The organism is Kitasatospora sp. NPDC059327, from assembly GCF_042752535.1.
GTDB lineage: Bacteria > Actinomycetota > Actinomycetes > Streptomycetales > Streptomycetaceae > Kitasatospora.
In genome coordinates this window covers 35,756-51,075 of the sequence record NZ_JBHYYB010000025.1, presented here as the reverse complement: position 1 = coordinate 51,075, position 15,320 = coordinate 35,756, and the positions used below count along the sequence as shown (strand labels likewise).

The window sequence follows — 15,320 nt, the reverse complement described above, 5'->3', positions numbered from 1 at the left end:
TCGTCGCCGGGACACGCGGCAGGGCGGGAGCCGTCACACATGGCGGGGCTCCCGCGCGGCGGTCCGCAGGTCGGCGACGGCGTAGGGGCGGTGACCCCGCAGCACGACGCGCAGCAGGGCCGCGGCGATCCGCTGCGGGGTGCCGATCCGCTCCATGACGGGGTACTCGGCCGTCGCGGTCCAGCCGGGGGTCACCGAGGCCAGGCCGCGGGCACCGCGCGCGCCGGAGCGGAAGCGGGCGCCGGTCGCCCGGACGATCGGGTGCAGCCCGCTGCGGGCGACCCACGGGTGGAAGAAGTCGGCGACGAGTTCGGCGCCGGGCCCGAGCCGGGCCCGGACGTCGGCGAGGAAGCGCGCCACCTCCCGGTCGGTCAGGTACATCAGCACGCCCTCGACCACGACCAGGGTCGGCGCGGGCTCGGCGGGGAACGCGTCGACCCAGTCCGGGTCGGTGATCGAGCCGGCGCGCAGCCGCACCGCGCTGTCCGGCAGCAGGCGACGGCGCAGCTCCACCACCTCCGGGGCGTCGATGCCGATCCACCGGACTCCCGGCGGGGTGGTGCCGGCCAGGCGCGCGTCCCGGGTGCAGAGCCCCACCCCGGCCGAGACGACCACGCCGTCGGGGTGACGCCGGAGGAACGCGGCGACCAGTCGGTCGAAGACGATCGCCCGGTGGACCGCGCCGACGGCGTTGGAACGGTCGGTCAGCACCTCGTCCGGCCGGAAGCCGGTGGCGGCGAGGACGGTGGCGGCCAGTGGGTCGTGGAACCCGCTCCCCGGGAGCAGACGGTCCGCGTGCGCGCGGCCGTAGAGCGGCGTCAGGAGGGTCTTGGCGACCCCGGTCAGCCCATGGCTCGAAGGATCATTCGACATAAGGTTAGCCTCACCTAATCTCCGAAGCATCGTCAAGAACCCTTGCGGACACACCGACAGGAATCTGCCCGCACCCGAACCACCGGCCTCGGCGCCGACCTTGAGGCACCGACACGGGAGCCACCGTCGAGCAGCCCCGCCCCGGGGCAGCCATCGGCCCCGCCCGCGGGCACACCCACCCTGGTCGCCCCTCGAAAACATGGTTAGGCTAGCCTTACCGAACTGTTGTGCTTCGGCCATTCGACCGACCTGCCCGCCACCGGAGAGCCCTCATGTCGACTTCCCACGCGGACGTCCCCGCCCAGCCCGTCACCGACACGGGAGCGCGGGCCGCCGCGGCCCCCGGCCGCGACGCGGAGTTCGAAGGCCGGGTCGCGCTCGTCACCGGCGCGGCCCAGGGCATCGGCGCCGCGGTCGCCCGCCTGCTCACCGAGCGCGGGGCCCGGGTCGTGGCCACCGACCGACGGGCCGACCACCCCGGTCTCGGCCGCCTGGACGTCACCGACGCGACCGCCGTCGAGGCCGAGGTCGAGCGCGTGGAGCGCACCCTCGGCCCGATCGACATCCTCGTCAACGTCGCCGGGATCCTGCGCCCGGCCCTCGCCGTGGAGACCACCGACGAGGACTGGGCGGCCACCTTCGCCGTCAACACCAACGGCGTGTTCCACACCTGCCGGTCCGTCGGGCGCCGGATGGCCGAACGCGGGGGCGGCAGCATCGTCACGGTCGGCTCCAACGCCGCCGGGGTGCCGCGCACCACGATGGCCGCCTACGCCGCCTCCAAGGCCGCCACCGCGATGTTCGTCCGCTGCCTCGGCCTGGAGCTCGCCCGCTCGGGGGTGCGCTGCAACCTGGTCTCCCCCGGCTCCACCGACACCGAGATGCAGCGCTCCCTGTGGCGCGACCCCTCCGCCGAACAGCGCGTCATCGACGGCGACCCGGCCAGCTACCGGGTCGGGATACCCCTCGGGCGGATCGCCTCCCCCGAGGACATCGCCGAGGCCGTGGTGTTCCTGGCCGGCGACCGGGCCCGGCACATCACCATGCAGGACCTCTACGTCGACGGCGGCGCCACCCTCCGCGCCTGATCCACCGGTCGGACGGTCCACCGGGCACACCGACCCCGCCTTTCCGAACGGAGCAGCATGACCACAGTGAACGAGACCGGCGGCGCCACCGCGGCCCACCACGTCGGCGGCGCCCTGCTCGCCACCTACCGCCCCGGGCCCGACCGGGCCTTCCTCGCCGGCCCGAGACGGACACTGCTCGCCACCGGCCGGCACACGGCCGTCACCGATCCCGCCGAGGCGGGCCGGCTGCTGCGCGAGGCGCGCACCGGGGAGCGGCCCGAGCCGCTCGTGGTCGGCGCCGTCCCCTTCGCCCCCGGCCGCCCCGCCGCGCTCTTCATACCCGAGCAGGCCCGGTGGGCCGAACCGGTCCATGACGACCCGTTGCTGCGGCTCGCCCCCGAGCCGCGGACCGGACCGGCGTGGACCAGCCGCCCCGTCCCCGCCCCCGAGGGCTACCGGAACGCCGTCGCCGACGCCGTCCGGATCCTCGGCGAGGACCCGGAGCTCAGCAAGGTCGTCCTCGCCCGCACCCTGGAGCTGTCCGCCCCCGGCGGCGCCGACCTCCCGGCCATGCTGCGCCGGCTGATCCACCGTGACCCGCACGGCTACACCTTCGCCGTCCCCGGCGAGGGCGGCGCGACCCTGGTCGGGGCCAGCCCCGAGCTGCTGGTCTCCCGGCACGGCACCGCCGTCACCTCCAACCCGCTGGCCGGCTCCGCCGCCCGCAGCGACGACCCCGTCGAGGACCGGCGGCGCGCCGCCGCGCTGCTGGAGTCGCCGAAGGACCTCGCGGAGCACGCCTTCGTGGTGGACGCCGTGCGGCGCTCGCTCGAACCGCACTGCTACGACCTGGTGGTGCCCGAGACCCCGTCGGTGATCCGCACCGCCGCGATGTGGCACCTGTCCACCGTCGTCACCGGCACCCTGCGCGACCCCGCCACGAGTGCGCTCGACCTCGCCCTCGACCTGCACCCCACGCCGGCGGTCTGCGGGACACCGACCGACCGGGCCCGCGCGCTGATCGGTACCCTGGAACCCTTCGACCGCGGCCTCTACACCGGTGTGGTCGGCTGGGGGAACGCCGACGGCGACGGCGAATGGGTCGTCACGCTCCGCTGCGCCGAGGCCGACGGGGACCGCCTGCGGCTGTTCGCCGGCGCCGGCGTGGTCGCCGGCTCCGTGCCCGATCACGAACTCGCCGAGACCACCGCGAAGTTCCGCACCTTTCTCCACGCTGTTGGACTGGGAGACGACAAGTGACCGACTGGCCCGACGAGTTCGCCCGACGCTACCGGGCGGCCGGCCACTGGACCGACGAACGGCTCGACCACATGGTCCGCCGGCACGCCGCCGAGCGGCCCGAGCGGATCGCGGTCGTCGACGGCGCCCGGCGCTGGAGCTACGCCGAACTCGACCGGCGGGCCGACCGGATGGCCACCGGACTGCTCGCCCGGGGCATCCGCCGCGGCGAGCGGATCGTCCTCCAGCTGCCCAACACCGCCGAGTTCTACGAGGTGTTCATCGGCGCGCTGCGGGCCGGGGTGGTCCCGGTGATGGCCCTGCCCGCCCACCGGCACGCCGAGATCTCGTACTTCTGCGAGTTCGCCGGGGCCCGGGCGCTGATCATCGCCGACCGGCACGCCGGCTTCGACTACCGGGAGATGGCCGGCAAGGTGACCGCGGCGGTACCCGACCTCGCCGAGGTCTTCGTGGCCGGGGCCCCAGGGCCCTACACCTCGCTCGACGACCTGCGGGCCGACGAGCCCGCCCCCGTCCAGGACCCGCCGGCCGCCACCGACCTGGCCTTCCTCCAGCTCTCCGGCGGCAGCACCGGCCTGCCCAAGCTGATCCCCCGCTACCACTTCGACTACCTGTACAGCGTCCGCGAGTCCGCCGAGATCTGCGAGCTGGACACGGACACCGTCTACCTCTGCGCGCTGCCGGCCGCGCACAACTTCCCGCTCAGCTCCCCCGGCAGCCTCGGCGTCTTCCACGCCGGCGGCAGGGTCGTGCTCGCCCCCGAACCCAGCCCGGCCACCGCGCTGGCGCTGATCGAGAGCGAGCGGGTCACCCTGACCGGCGTCGTCCCGCCACTGGCCCTCGCCTGGGCCAACGCGGCGCCCGGCGCCGGGCGGGACCTCTCCAGCCTGCGGCTGCTCCAGGTGGGCGGCGCCAAGCTCAGCGAGGAGGCCGCCCGGCGGCTGGGACCCGCGCTCGGCTGCCGCCTCCAGCAGGTCTTCGGGATGGCCGAGGGGCTGGTGAACTACACCCGCCCCGAGGACTCCGAGCAGACCGTGCTGACCACCCAGGGCCGCCCGATCTCGCCCGACGACGAGGTCCGCGTGGTGGACGACCAGGACCGCGACCTGCCCGACGGCACCACCGGCCACCTGCTCACCCGCGGCCCGTACACCATCCGCGGCTACTGGCGGGCGCCCGAGCACAACGCCGCCGCCTTCACCGAGGACGGCTTCTACCGCACCGGTGACCTGGTCCGCCGGACCTCCACCGGCCACCTGGTGGTCGAGGGCCGGGCCAAGGACCAGATCAACCGGGGCGGCGAGAAGGTCGCCGCCGAGGAGGTCGAGAACGTCCTGCTCGCCCACCCGGCCGTGCACGACGTGTCCGTCGTCGCCGTGCCCGACGAGCACCTCGGCGAACGCACCCGGGCCTACGTCATCCTGCGCCCCGACGCCCCCCGCCCGCGCGGCGTCGAGCTGAAGGCCTTCGTCCGGTCCCGCGGCCTCGCCGACTACAAGGTGCCCGACCTGGTCGAGTTCGTCACCGAGTTCCCGCAGACCGGGATCGGCAAGGTCAGCAAGAAGGACCTCCGCACCACCGCCCGCTAGCGCGCCGCCCCACAGAGAGCACGTCCAGACACCATGGCACTGCCCAGCATCGCCCCGTACGACCCACCGCGGGTCGACCAGCTCCCCGCGCCCAAGGTCCCGTGGCGGGTCGACCCCGCCCGGGCCGTCCTGCTCGTCCACGACCTGCAGAACTACTTCCTGTCGGCGTTCCCCTCCGACGGGCCGCCGCTGGCCCCGGCGCTCGCCCGGACGGCCCAGGTCCTGGAGTACGCCCGCGGGCACGGCGTCCCCGTCGTCTACTCCCACCAGCGCGGCGGACAGACCCCGGCGGAACGCGGCCTCCAACTGGACTTCTGGGGCCCGGGACTGCCCGCCGACGCGTGGGCCCAGGCCGTCCCGGACGTCGTCGCCCCGGCCGAGGGCGACACCCTGCTGCTCAAGTGGAAGTACAGCGCCTTCGCCCGCACCGAGCTGGCCGACATCCTGGCCCGCTCCGGACGCGACCAGCTGGTCCTGGTCGGCGTCTACGCCCACATCGGCGTGCTGATGACGGCCGCCGACGCGTGGAGCCGCGACATCCAGGCCTTCGTGGTGGCCGACGCCACCGCCGACTTCTCCGCCGAGAAGCACCTGGAGGGCCTGCGGTGGGCCGCCGAGAAGTGCGCCGTCGTCCTGACCACCGACCAGCTGCTGGAGGCCTCGTGACCACCCCCGCGGCGTCCGGGCGGCTCTACGCCGACCACGTCACCCTCCGCTACGGCGACCGCGCCATCGCGACCGACCTGTCGATCGGCGTCCCGGACGGCTCCTTCACCGTCATCGTCGGCCCCAACGCCTGCGGCAAGTCCACCCTGCTGCGGGCGTTCGCCCGGCTGCTCAAGCCGGCCGCCGGCCGGGTCCTGCTGGACGGCGAGCAGATCAGCGCCCTGCCGTCGAAGGAACTCGCCCGCCGGCTCGGCCTGCTCCCGCAGAGCTCCACCCCGCCCGACGGCATCACCGTGGCCGACCTGGTCGCCCGCGGCCGCTACCCGCACCAGGGGCTGTTCCGCCAGTGGTCCAAGGAGGACGACCGGGTCGTCGCGGAGTCGATGGCGGCCACCAACGTCGACACGCTCGCCGCCCGTTTCGTCGACGAGCTCTCCGGTGGCCAGCGCCAGCGCGTCTGGCTGGCGATGGCCATCGCCCAGCAGACCCCGCTGCTGCTGCTCGACGAGCCGACCACCTTCCTCGACATCGCCCACCAGGTCGAGGTCCTCGACCTGTGCGCCCGGCTGCACGAGGAGCAGGACCGCACCCTGGTCGCCGTCCTCCACGACCTCAACCAGGCCGCCCGCTACGCCAGTCACCTGATCGCGATGCGCGACGGCGCGGTGGTCGCCCAGGGCCCGCCCGGCGAGATCGTCACCGCCGAACTGGTCGAGAAGGTCTTCGACCTGCCCTGCCAGGTGATCGAGGACCCGCAGACCGGCACCCCGCTGGTCGTCCCGATGGCGCCCGGACACCGGTCGAGGACTCGGTGAGCCGCACCGGCACCCTGCCGGTCCGGGCGGCCACGGCGGCCGACGCGGCGGCGCTCTTCGCGCTCTCCGCGCCGTCCATGGCCTCGGGCGAGCTGCGCCGCCGCCGGGTCGCCGACTACCGCGCGCCGCGGGACCGGTTCCTGCTCGTCGACGGACCGGCCGGCCCGGACGGCTGCGTGGCGCTGCGCCTGCTCGCCCCCGAGCCGCCGGCCCACCCCGCCCCCGCGCTGCTGCACAACTTCTGTGTCCGCGCGGGCCTGCGGGGCGCCGGCCTCGGCTCGCAGCTGCTGGACGCCCTGCTGACCGAGGCCGGCCGGCACGGGGTGCGCACCCTGGTCACCGCCAGCACCGGCGACGGGGCGCTCTTCCGCCGCTACGGCTTCGAGGAGATCCCGGCCGGCCTCGCGCCCCGGGCCTTCGCCGCCGAGCTCGACCCGGCCCGGGGCTCCCGCGTCTACCTCCGGACCTTCGCGGACTGACCCCGCCGAACACCACGGAGCGAGCCCCGGATCCGATCACGGATCCGGGGCTCGCTCCGTCGTGCGGGTCGCGGCGACGCTCCCTCAGGAACGCCCGGCCCGCCACTGGCCGGCGATCAGCCAGACCAGGTAGCAGCCGCCCACCACGCCCGTGAAGACACCGACCGGCAGCTGGGTGGGCGCCAGCAACCGCTGCGCCGCCAGATCGCTCACGGCCAGCAGCACGGCGCCCAGCAGCGCGGAGCCCACCAGGTTGGGGCCGGTGGCCCGGGTCAGCCGGCGGACGGCCTGCGGGGCGATCAGGGCCACGAACGGGATCGGGCCGGCCGCGGCGGTGGCGGCCGCCGTCAGCGCGACGCCGATCAGCACCAGCCAGATCCGCACCCGCTCGGTACGCACCCCGAGCGAGGAGGCCGCGTCGTCGCCCATCTCCAGCATCCGCAGCGGGCGGCCGAGCAGCACCGCCGCGGGCAGCAGGACGGCCAGCGCGAGCGCCATCGGGCCGCAGTGCTCCCAGCCCCGGGCGTTGAGGCTGCCGGTCAGCCAGACCGCCGCGCTCTGCGCGTCGCTGAACGAGGCGCGGGCGATCAGGTAGGCGTTGAGCGAGGAGAGCAGTGAGCTGACCCCGATGCCGACCAGCACCAGCCGGTAGCCCTGGGTGCCGCCGCGCCGGGCCAGCAGGTAGACCAGGGCGGCGGTGACCAGTCCGCCGACCACCGCGCCGAAGGCGACGGTGGCGGCGCTCCCGCCGATCACCAGGATGACCGCCAGCGCGCCGGTGGCCGAGCCGACCGTGAAGCCGATGACGTCCGGGCTGCCGAGCGGGTTGCGGGCGAGCGTCTGGAAGAGCGCGCCGGCCAGGCCGAGCGCGGCGCCCACCAGGAGGGCGGTCAGCAGCCGGGGCAGCCGCACCTCCCTCACGATGTAGCGGTCCGCCCGGACGCCGCCGCCGGTGAGCACGTCGATCACGTCGGAGACCGGCAGCGGGTAGTCACCGGCCGTCAGCAGCCAGGCGGAGACGCCCAGCAGCGCGAGCACCAGCAGGGCGCCGACCACCGCGGCCCGGCGGTGCCAGCGCAGCGAGCGCCCGCCGGGGAGCCGCAGGGCGCGCAGCGGGACGGGGGGCCTAGCGGCGGGTACGTCCGGCCCGGCCGCGACCGGCGCGGCCGGCCGGGAGACCGTCAGGGGGCTGTTCACAGTTGGGCGATCCTTCGGCCGCGGACGAGAGCGATGAAGAGCGGTGCGCCGATGAAGGCGGTGACCACACCGGCCTGGAGCTCGGCCGGATGCAGGAGGACCCGGCCGAGGATGTCCGCGCCGACCAGCAGCACCGGGGCCAGGACCGCCGAGAGCAGCATGATCCAGCGCTGGTCCGGGCCGCAGACGTGGCGGGCCAGGTGCGGAACGGCGAGGCCGACGAAGGCGATCGGGCCGACCGCCGCGGTGGCCGCGCCGCACAGCAGCGTGACGGCGACCAGGCTGAACGCCCGGGTGCGGGCCGGGTGGGCGCCCAGGGCGTGCCCGGCGTCGTCGCCGAGCGCGAGCGCGTTCAGCGGCCGGCCGAGCAGCAGGGCGAGCACCCCGCCGACCGCCAGGAACGGCAGCACCTGGCCGAGGACGGCGGAGTCGACGCCGGCGAGCGCGCCGACCTGCCAGAACCGGAACCGGTTGAGGGTCAGCGGGTCCAGCAGGATCAGGCCGTTGACGAACGCGGTCAGCACGGCGGTGACGGCGGTTCCGGCCAGCGCGAGGCGCGCGGGGGTCGCCGAGGCGCGGCCGCCGCCGCCGAGGATCTGCACCACCAGGGCCGCGACGGCGGCGCCGGCCAGGGCGAACCAGACGTAGGAGTGGAAGCTCCGCAGGTCCAGCAGGGCCGTCCCGGCCGCGACGGCCGCGGCGGCTCCGCCGTTGACGCCGAGCAGGCCGGGGTCGGCCAGCGGGTTGCGGGTGAGCGCCTGCATCATCGCGCCCGCGACACCGAGGGCGGCGCCGACGGCGATGCCTAGCAGCGTGCGCGGGATCCGCGCGTGGTGCACCACGATCCAGTCCTCGGACGTCGGCTCGTGGTGGAACAGGACGTGCAGCACCTGGCCGGGCGGGATGTAGCGGGCGCCGATCGCGATGCCCGCGAGGGCGAGCAGGGCCAGCAGCAGCAGGGCGCCGAACAGCCAGGCCAGCCGTCGGCCGGTCCCGATCCGCCCGGGCAGGACGGGCGTGGCCCCGGTTCCGGCCCCGGCTCCGCCCTCGGCCTCGGCCTGGGCCTGGGCGGGATCAGCGGCGCTGGGCGGGGCGGCGGTCCTCATCGGGGACCTCCGGGAACGGACCCCGCCTTGACCGGGAGAGGGAGCGGACTGCCTGCGGAGCAGGTCCGGGGAGGGTGTTTCGCCGTCGAGGCGGACCGCAGCGCAGGTGACCGCACGGCGGTGTCAGTGCCTGCCGCTAGGTTGCTCTCGTGCATCTCAGGTACTCCTATCGGATCTATCCGACGGCAGGTCAGCGGCAGGCACTGGCCCGTACGTTCGGTTGCGCGCGGGTGGTGCACAATGACGCGCTCGCCCTGCGCAAGGCGGCGTGGAAGGCGGACCGGTCGAGGATTCCGACCGGGGCGCTGGCCAAGGCAGTGATCACCGACGCGAAGAGGACCGATGCCAGGTCGTGGCTCGGGACCGTGTCGGTCGACGCCCTGCAGTCGTCGGTCCGTGATCTGGACACGGCCTACCGGAACTTCTTCGACAGCCTGTCGGGCAAGCGACCCGGTCAGCGGGTAGGCCTTCCAGTGTTCAAGTCGCGGAAGGAGAACCGGCAGTCGCTGCGGTTCTCCCGCAACGGCTTCCGCCTGCGAAGCAACGGCCGGCTGAACCTCGCCAAGATCGGCGACGTGCGGGTCACGTGGTCCAGGGCGCTGCCCGCCGATCCGTCCTCCGTGACGATCGTGCTGGACCGGGCCGACCGGTACTTCGCCTCGTTCGTGGTGGACATCGAACCGGTCCATCTGCCGGCGCTCGACACCGAGATCGGCATCGACCTCGGGCTGACCACCTACGCTGTGATGTCCGACGGCAGTGTGATCGACAATCCGCGCTTTCTGCGGAAGGCGGAGAAGAAGCTCAAGGCCGAGCAGCGGGCGCTGTCCCGCAAGCGGAAGGGGTCGCAGAACCGGGCGAAGGCCCGCAGGAAGGTGGCCAGGGCACACGCCAGAGTGGCGGACGCCCGGATGGACTGGCTGCACAAGCAGACGACCGGGCTGATCCGCGAAACCCAAGCGATCTACCTGGAAGACCTGAACGTACGCGGCCTGGCCCGCACCCGCCTGGCCAAGACCGTCCACGACGCCGGCTGGTCCACCTTCCGCCGGCTCCTCACCGAGAAGGCCGCCCGCTACGGACGGCACCTCGGTGTGATCGGCCGGTACGAACCCACCAGCCAGGTGTGCTCCACCTGCGGGGTTCCGGACGGACCCAAGCCGTTGAACATCCGCACGTGGACCTGCGGCGCGTGCGGCACCTGCCATGACCGTGACCTCAATGCTGCTCGGAACATCCTGGCCGCCGGACGGGCGGACAGGCTAAACGCCTGCGGAGGGCCGGTAGGAACCAGCGTGGCGATCCCACGCCGGGCACGGCCCGTCGAAACAGGAACCCACCGGAACGCCGGCCGCACCGGGCGCCAGCCCCGTGCCGCGGGCGCGGCCGGAATCCCTGCGCCGGAGCACGGGGAGGATGTCAAGCGTGCTCGTGCTCGCCCTCGTGGTGGTCGTGGTTGGCGACGCCGCGCTTCCAGTAGCCGTCCACGTCGACCTGGTGGCGGTCCAGGCCCCGCTCCGCCCGCAGGTGACGGCGGATCGGCTTGAGGGTGTTGGCCTCCCCCGCGACCCAGGCGAAGCCCATACCGGGCGGCAGCTGCGCCGCGCGGACGGCCCGCTCCAGCAGGTCGGTGCTGCCGGCCGGGGCGTCGCCGCGGTGCAGCCAGGTGACGGTCGCGTCGGTGGCGGTCTCGAAGACCTGCTCGTCCTCGGGCCCGGGCACCTCGGCGAAGGCGATCACCTTGACGCCGGCCGGGAGCATCTCCAGCCAGCGGCCCAGCGCGGGGATGGCGGTCTCCTCGGCCGCGAGCAGGTACCAGTCGTGGACGAAGGGGATCTCCTCGGACCCGCGCGGGCCCAGGACGCCCAGCCGCATGCCGGGTTCGGCGGCCGCCGCCCAGCTGGAGCCGACCCCGGTGCCGTGCAGCACCATGTCGATGTCGAGCTCCTGCTCGGCCCGCCGGTAGTGGCGGATGGTGTAGTCGCGGGTGATCGGCTCGACCGGGGCGTCCATCCAGGTGTCGTTCTCGACCACCGGCTCGACCGGCAGGTCCGCGCCGTCCTCGGCGAAGCAGAGCTTCACGTGGTCGGTCGGGGCCTGCTCGCGGAAACCTTCGAGGTCCGGGCCGGCGAAGGTGACCCGGACCGTACCGGGGGTGATCCGGGTGACCCGCCGGACTTCCAGCAGACGGTACTTCAGGGGGTGGCGAACGATCCGCATGCGCGGCGGGGCGGTCTCTGTCGTCATCGGTCAGCCCAATCCGGTGGAAGGTGTGCGCAGGCCCGCAGGCGCCGGTGCCGCCACCCGTTCGACGGGTGGCGGCACCGGTACTCACTTCCGATTAGGTTAGCCTAACCTCGCATCTTCAGACCAGTCGCGGAGCCTCGATCAGCAGCTCAGCTGCCGGTTCGTCACCGACCAGGTGCCCGCCGTCCAGACGGACCACCCGGGGCAGCCGGGCGATGGTGGCCGGGCGGTGCGCGATCACGATCAGCGTGCAGTCGGCCCGCAGCTCGTCCAACGCGTGCTCCAGCCGGGCCGCGGTGGCCGGGTCGATGTCGGCGGTCGCCTCGTCGAGGACCAGGACGGCCGGGTCCGCCAGCACCGCGCGGACCAGACCGAGGATCTGCCGCTCGCCCGCCGACAGGTTGCCGCCGCGCAGCCCGACCTCGGCGTCCAGACCGCCCGGCAGCTCGGCGAGCCAGGCCCGCAGGCCCAACTGGTCGACCGTCCGCTCGATGGCCGCGCGGTCCGGGGCGCCCTGGACCAGGGCCAGGTTCTCCGCCACCGTGCCGGTGACCATCCGGACCTCCTGGGGGACCAGCACGATCCGCCGGCGCAACCGCGCCTCGGGCACCGCCGCGAGGTCGGTGCCGGCGAAGCTGACCGTCCCGGCGTCCGGGTGGTAGAGGCCGCAGAGCAGCTTGGACAGCGTGGTCTTCCCGGAGCCGGTCTCGCCGACGACCCCGGTCCGGCTCCCCGCCGGGAAGTCCAGGCTGATCCCGTGCAGGGTGCGGCCGTCCGCCCGGTAGGCGTACTCGACGCCCTCGCAGCGCAGGTCGCCCCGGGCGGGCAGGTCGCCGGCCGCCGGCTCCCGGCGGTCGGCCGGAGCGGTCGCCGCCAGCAGGTCCAGCAGCCGGGCCAGGCCGGTGCGCGCCGTCTGCACCTCGCCGACCAGCTGCGAGAGGTCGGCGAAGGAGTCGAAGAGGTTGCGGCTGGCGAGGACGAACACGACCACGGCACCGATGCTCAGGGCGTCCTGGCCGACCAGCCAGCCGCCGACCAGCAGCAGCACCACCAGGGCCAGACCCTCGATCAGGCTCACCAGGTCGATCCGGTTCTCCACCCGCAGCGCCCGGCGGGCGGCGTGCACCGCGCGGACGTTCTCGCCGGCGAAGCGGCGGGTCCACCCGGTCAGGCCGAGCGAGGTCTGCAGGGCCTCACGGGCGGTCAGCGTCTCGGAGAAGGTGGCCGCTACGGTGGCCTCGGCGCCGGCCTTGGCGCCGAAGGCCGCACCGGCGTCGCGCTGGAACCAGCGGGTGACCAGCAGGGTCAGCGGGACGAAGACGGCCAGCTGGACGAGGAGCAGCAGCCAGGAGTACCCGACCAGCACGACCAGGGTGAAGACCAGGGTCGCCACCGAGGCGACCAGGTTGCGCAGGTGCAACCGGACGAACGCGGCCAGCGCCGCGACCTCGCCGGTCGAGCGGCGCAGCAGCTCGCCGCTGCGGTGCGTCTCCAGGAAGCGCAGCGGCGCGACGGCCAGGTTCTCCACGCACTGCTCGCGCAGCGTGCGGACGACCTGCTCGCCGCCCTTGATCAGCAGCAGTTCGCCGACCCGGGCCAGCACCAGCTGGCCGACCGCGAGCAGGGCGAGCAGCAGGACGGCCTGGCCGAGGACGCCCCGGTCGCCGCGGTCGAGCGCGTCGGCGGCCACGCCGACCAGCGGGGCGACGGCCACCAGCGCGGCGGAGTCGGCCAGGCCGACCAGCAGCGCGACGAGGAGCCGGGCCCGGTGCGGGCGCAGGTACGGCGCCACCCGGCGCAGCACCCCCCGGTGGTCCGCCTCGTCCTGGAGCAGGGGCTGCTCAGCCATGGGCCGCCTCCGCGGTGGTCACGGTCATGGCGCTCTCGGGCCTTTCGGTCGGGTCGGCTCCGGGGGTGCCGGAGGGCGTGGTGGCGGTGTCCGCCGCCGGGGGGCGCAGCTCGACCACGCGGTCGGCGGTCTCCAGGACGGCGGCCCGGTGCGAGGCGAAGACCACCGTGCGGCCGGCGGCCCAGGCGCGCAGGCGTTCCAGCACGAGCTTCTCGGTCGTGGTGTCCAGCGCGGAGGTCGAGTCGTCCAGCAGCAGGACCCGGGGGTCGCCGAGCAGGGCGCGGGCGATGGCGAGGCGCTGGACCTGGCCGCCGGACAGCGCGGTGCCGCCCTCGCCGAGTTCGGTGCGGTAGCCGTCGGGCATCGCGGTGAGCTGGTCGTGGATGCCGGCGGTCCGGCAGGCCTCGTGCAGCGCCGCGTCGTCCAGCTCGCGGCCGAGCCGGAGGTTGTCGGCGACGGTGCCGGAGAGCAGGACCGGCCGCTGGGAGACGTAGGCGATCCGCGAGCGGACCTCGTCGAGCCGGGCGTCGCGCAGGTCGACGCCGCCGTAGGAGACGGTTCCGGAGTCCGGGTCGTCGAGCCGGACGACGAGACGCAGCAGGGTGCTCTTGCCGGAGCCGGTGGCGCCCTCCAGGGCGACGAACTCGCCGTCCTCGACGGCCAGGTCGACCGGGCCGAGCACGGTCCGGCCGTCCCGGACGGCGGTCACGCCGGTGAGCCGCAGGGCGCCGGAGTCCGGCAGGTCCCGGGCGTCGCCGGGGGCGGGTTCGGCGACGACGGGCCGGATGGCGAGCGCCTCGTCGATCCGGGCGGCCGCGACGTCGGCCTGGCCGCGCTCCAGGAGCCGGTCGACCAGCACCCGGGTGGCCAGCGTGACGATCGCCATCCAGGTGGTGAAGGCGACCAGACCGCCGAGGCTGAGCCGGCCGTCCAGCACGGCCAGGCCGCCGATGCCGACGCCGGCCGCGACGGCCAGCCGGGGGACGAACGGTGCCACGGCGGCCCAGCCGGCCTCCACCCGGGCGGCGACGACGGTCCGTTCGGTGACCTCGGCGCTGGCGGTGTGGTGCCGCTCGACCAACGGCCGGTGGCCGCCGGTGCCGCGCAGGCCGGTGCCGACCTGGAGCAGGTCGGCGACGGCGTCGGCGCGCTCGCCGTGGGCCCGGGAGAGCTCCCCGCTGGCGGCGGCGAACCGCTTGGGGAAGTGGAGGTTGACCCAGACCAGGAACGGCAGGGTCGCCAGGGTGACCAGCAGCAGGCTGAGGTCGAGGAAGGCGAGGGCGGGCAGGACGACCACGAAGGTGGTGGCCAGCACCACCCAGACGGCCAGGCCGTGCACCCACTCGCGGACCAGGTCGGTGTCCCGGGTCGCGCGCATGGCGAGGTCGCCGTGCCCGCGCGAGGCGAGGGCGGCCCGGTCCAGGCCGGAGAGGTGGTGCAGGAGCCGCGCCCGCAGGTCGGCGCCCACCTTGGCGTCGGCGTACCCGGCCCAGTACTGCCAGCCGTAGAGGCCGACGAACTGGACCAGGGCGGCGGCGGCGGTGGCGCCGGACCAGAGCAGCAGGGCCCCGTCGTCGCCGGGCTTGAGCCCGTCGTCGACGGCGTGCTGGACGCACCAGGGCACGGCCAGCAGGGCGAGCTGGCGGATCGCCGCCGCCACCATCGCCGCGGCCACGGTGGCCCGGTGGGGCCGCAGCGAGTTCCGCAGCAGGGCGCGCGCCCGACGGCGGCGCTCCGGGGAGAGCGCCCCGGGCGCCAGGTCCTCGTCCGCGAGTTCCTCGGCCGTCAGGCCGTCCCGGGGCCCCGCGGCGGGTTCCGTCTGTCGGTTGCTCACATCGCTCACAAGATCGCTCGCCCGTCTGGTCGCTGAATCGGTTACGGGGCGGGGGGACGGCCCGGTCGGGCCGTCCCCCCGGGTGGTGGTCAGACGCCGGCGGCGGCCGTACGGGCGACCAGGCCGGCCGGACGCATGTCCGTCCAGTTGGCGTCCACGTAGGCGGTGCACGCCTCACGGGTGTCCTCGCCGTGCACGACCGTCCAGCCGGCCGGGATCTCGGCGAAGGCGGGCCAGAGGGAGTGCTGGTTCTCCGCGTTGACGAGCACGAAGTAACGGGCGTCGTCGTCCTCGAACGGGTTGGTGGCGCTCATGTCGTCTCCTTGGGGAGTGGG

Annotated in this window: 13 protein-coding genes and 1 pseudogene; 7 read left to right on the top strand and 7 right to left on the bottom strand. The window is 74.7% G+C overall.

Going from position 1 to position 15,320, the window contains the following annotated elements; genetic code table 11:
• Positions 1–33: 33 nt before the first annotated feature.
• Positions 34–873, bottom strand: coding sequence for a class I SAM-dependent methyltransferase (locus ACFXHB_RS17560; protein ID WP_380575182.1), 840 nt, complete (start codon positions 871–873; stop codon positions 34–36).
• A gap of 272 nt (positions 874–1,145) precedes the next feature.
• Here ACFXHB_RS17560 and dhbA point away from each other — a divergent pair, with 272 nt between their 5' ends.
• The 6 genes from dhbA to ACFXHB_RS17530 are packed head-to-tail and all read left to right on the top strand — an operon-like array spanning position 1,146 to position 6,752.
• Positions 1,146–1,961, top strand: a complete 816-nt coding sequence (gene dhbA / locus ACFXHB_RS17555; protein ID WP_380575181.1) for a 2,3-dihydro-2,3-dihydroxybenzoate dehydrogenase — start codon at positions 1,146–1,148, stop codon at positions 1,959–1,961.
• Positions 1,962–2,018: 57 nt separating this feature from the next.
• Positions 2,019–3,203, top strand: a complete 1,185-nt coding sequence (locus tag ACFXHB_RS17550) for an isochorismate synthase (RefSeq protein ID WP_380575179.1) — start codon at positions 2,019–2,021, stop codon at positions 3,201–3,203.
• Positions 3,200–4,792, top strand: a complete 1,593-nt coding sequence (locus tag ACFXHB_RS17545) for a (2,3-dihydroxybenzoyl)adenylate synthase (RefSeq protein ID WP_380575178.1) — start codon at positions 3,200–3,202, stop codon at positions 4,790–4,792. Before ACFXHB_RS17550 ends, ACFXHB_RS17545 begins: the two co-directional genes overlap by 4 nt.
• A 33-nt stretch (positions 4,793–4,825) precedes the next feature.
• Positions 4,826–5,458 (top strand): isochorismatase family protein, encoded by a 633-nt coding sequence (locus tag ACFXHB_RS17540; protein WP_380575176.1) that lies wholly within the window; start codon positions 4,826–4,828, stop codon positions 5,456–5,458.
• Positions 5,455–6,273, top strand: a complete 819-nt coding sequence (locus ACFXHB_RS17535; RefSeq protein WP_380575175.1) for an ABC transporter ATP-binding protein — start codon at positions 5,455–5,457, stop codon at positions 6,271–6,273. The genes ACFXHB_RS17540 and ACFXHB_RS17535 overlap by 4 nt, the downstream gene beginning before the upstream one ends.
• Positions 6,270–6,752 carry a GNAT family N-acetyltransferase gene (locus ACFXHB_RS17530; protein WP_380575174.1) on the top strand — a complete coding sequence of 161 codons (483 nt, stop codon included), beginning with the start codon at positions 6,270–6,272 and terminating at the stop codon, positions 6,750–6,752. Before ACFXHB_RS17535 ends, ACFXHB_RS17530 begins: the two co-directional genes overlap by 4 nt.
• A gap of 84 nt (positions 6,753–6,836) precedes the next feature.
• On the opposite strand, the gene ACFXHB_RS17525 is transcribed toward ACFXHB_RS17530, so the two are convergent.
• Both ACFXHB_RS17525 and ACFXHB_RS17520 read right to left on the bottom strand, forming a co-directional pair.
• Entirely contained in the window at positions 6,837–7,949 is a 1,113-nt protein-coding gene (locus tag ACFXHB_RS17525) for a FecCD family ABC transporter permease (RefSeq protein ID WP_380575173.1), read from the bottom strand.
• Complete coding sequence (locus ACFXHB_RS17520; protein ID WP_380575172.1) at positions 7,946–9,055, bottom strand: FecCD family ABC transporter permease; 1,110 nt, start codon at positions 9,053–9,055, stop codon at positions 7,946–7,948. Before ACFXHB_RS17520 ends, ACFXHB_RS17525 begins: the two co-directional genes overlap by 4 nt.
• A gap of 149 nt (positions 9,056–9,204) precedes the next feature.
• Here ACFXHB_RS17520 and ACFXHB_RS17515 point away from each other — a divergent pair, with 149 nt between their 5' ends.
• Positions 9,205–10,602 (top strand): RNA-guided endonuclease InsQ/TnpB family protein, encoded by a 1,398-nt coding sequence (locus tag ACFXHB_RS17515; protein ID WP_380575170.1) that lies wholly within the window; start codon positions 9,205–9,207, stop codon positions 10,600–10,602.
• Here ACFXHB_RS17515 and ACFXHB_RS17510 read toward each other — a convergent pair.
• From ACFXHB_RS17510 to ACFXHB_RS17495, 4 genes and pseudogenes are all read right to left on the bottom strand, one after another.
• Positions 10,580–11,275 (bottom strand): annotated as a pseudogene (locus ACFXHB_RS17510) (siderophore-interacting protein); the annotation flags it as partial. The gene ACFXHB_RS17515 and the pseudogene ACFXHB_RS17510 overlap by 23 nt on opposite strands.
• A 145-nt stretch (positions 11,276–11,420) precedes the next feature.
• Entirely contained in the window at positions 11,421–13,151 is a 1,731-nt protein-coding gene (locus ACFXHB_RS17505; protein ID WP_380575169.1) for an ABC transporter ATP-binding protein, read from the bottom strand.
• A complete protein-coding gene (locus ACFXHB_RS17500; RefSeq protein ID WP_380575168.1) occupies positions 13,144–14,985 on the bottom strand; it encodes an ABC transporter ATP-binding protein in 1,842 nt (613 codons plus the stop codon). Before ACFXHB_RS17500 ends, ACFXHB_RS17505 begins: the two co-directional genes overlap by 8 nt.
• An 89-nt stretch (positions 14,986–15,074) precedes the next feature.
• The gene (locus ACFXHB_RS17495; RefSeq protein WP_380575167.1) at positions 15,075–15,299 is read right to left on the bottom strand and encodes an MbtH family protein; all 225 of its coding nucleotides are present in this window, start codon (positions 15,297–15,299) and stop codon (positions 15,075–15,077) included.
• Positions 15,300–15,320: the final 21 nt, after the last annotated feature.

Excerpts from the sequence above, each read along its gene's own strand:
- ACFXHB_RS17550 (WP_380575179.1), top strand. The coding sequence starts at position 2,019 with ATGACCACAGTGAACGAGACCGGCGGCGCCACCGCGGCCCACCACGTC.
- ACFXHB_RS17505 (WP_380575169.1), bottom strand. The coding sequence starts at position 13,151 with ATGGCTGAGCAGCCCCTGCTCCAGGACGAGGCGGACCACCGGGGGGTG.
- ACFXHB_RS17520 (WP_380575172.1), bottom strand. The coding sequence starts at position 9,055 with ATGAGGACCGCCGCCCCGCCCAGCGCCGCTGATCCCGCCCAGGCCCAG.
- ACFXHB_RS17495 (WP_380575167.1), bottom strand. The coding sequence starts at position 15,299 with ATGAGCGCCACCAACCCGTTCGAGGACGACGACGCCCGTTACTTCGTG.
- ACFXHB_RS17540 (WP_380575176.1), top strand. The coding sequence starts at position 4,826 with ATGGCACTGCCCAGCATCGCCCCGTACGACCCACCGCGGGTCGACCAG.
- dhbA (WP_380575181.1), top strand. The coding sequence starts at position 1,146 with ATGTCGACTTCCCACGCGGACGTCCCCGCCCAGCCCGTCACCGACACG.
- ACFXHB_RS17560 (WP_380575182.1), bottom strand. The coding sequence starts at position 873 with ATGTCGAATGATCCTTCGAGCCATGGGCTGACCGGGGTCGCCAAGACC.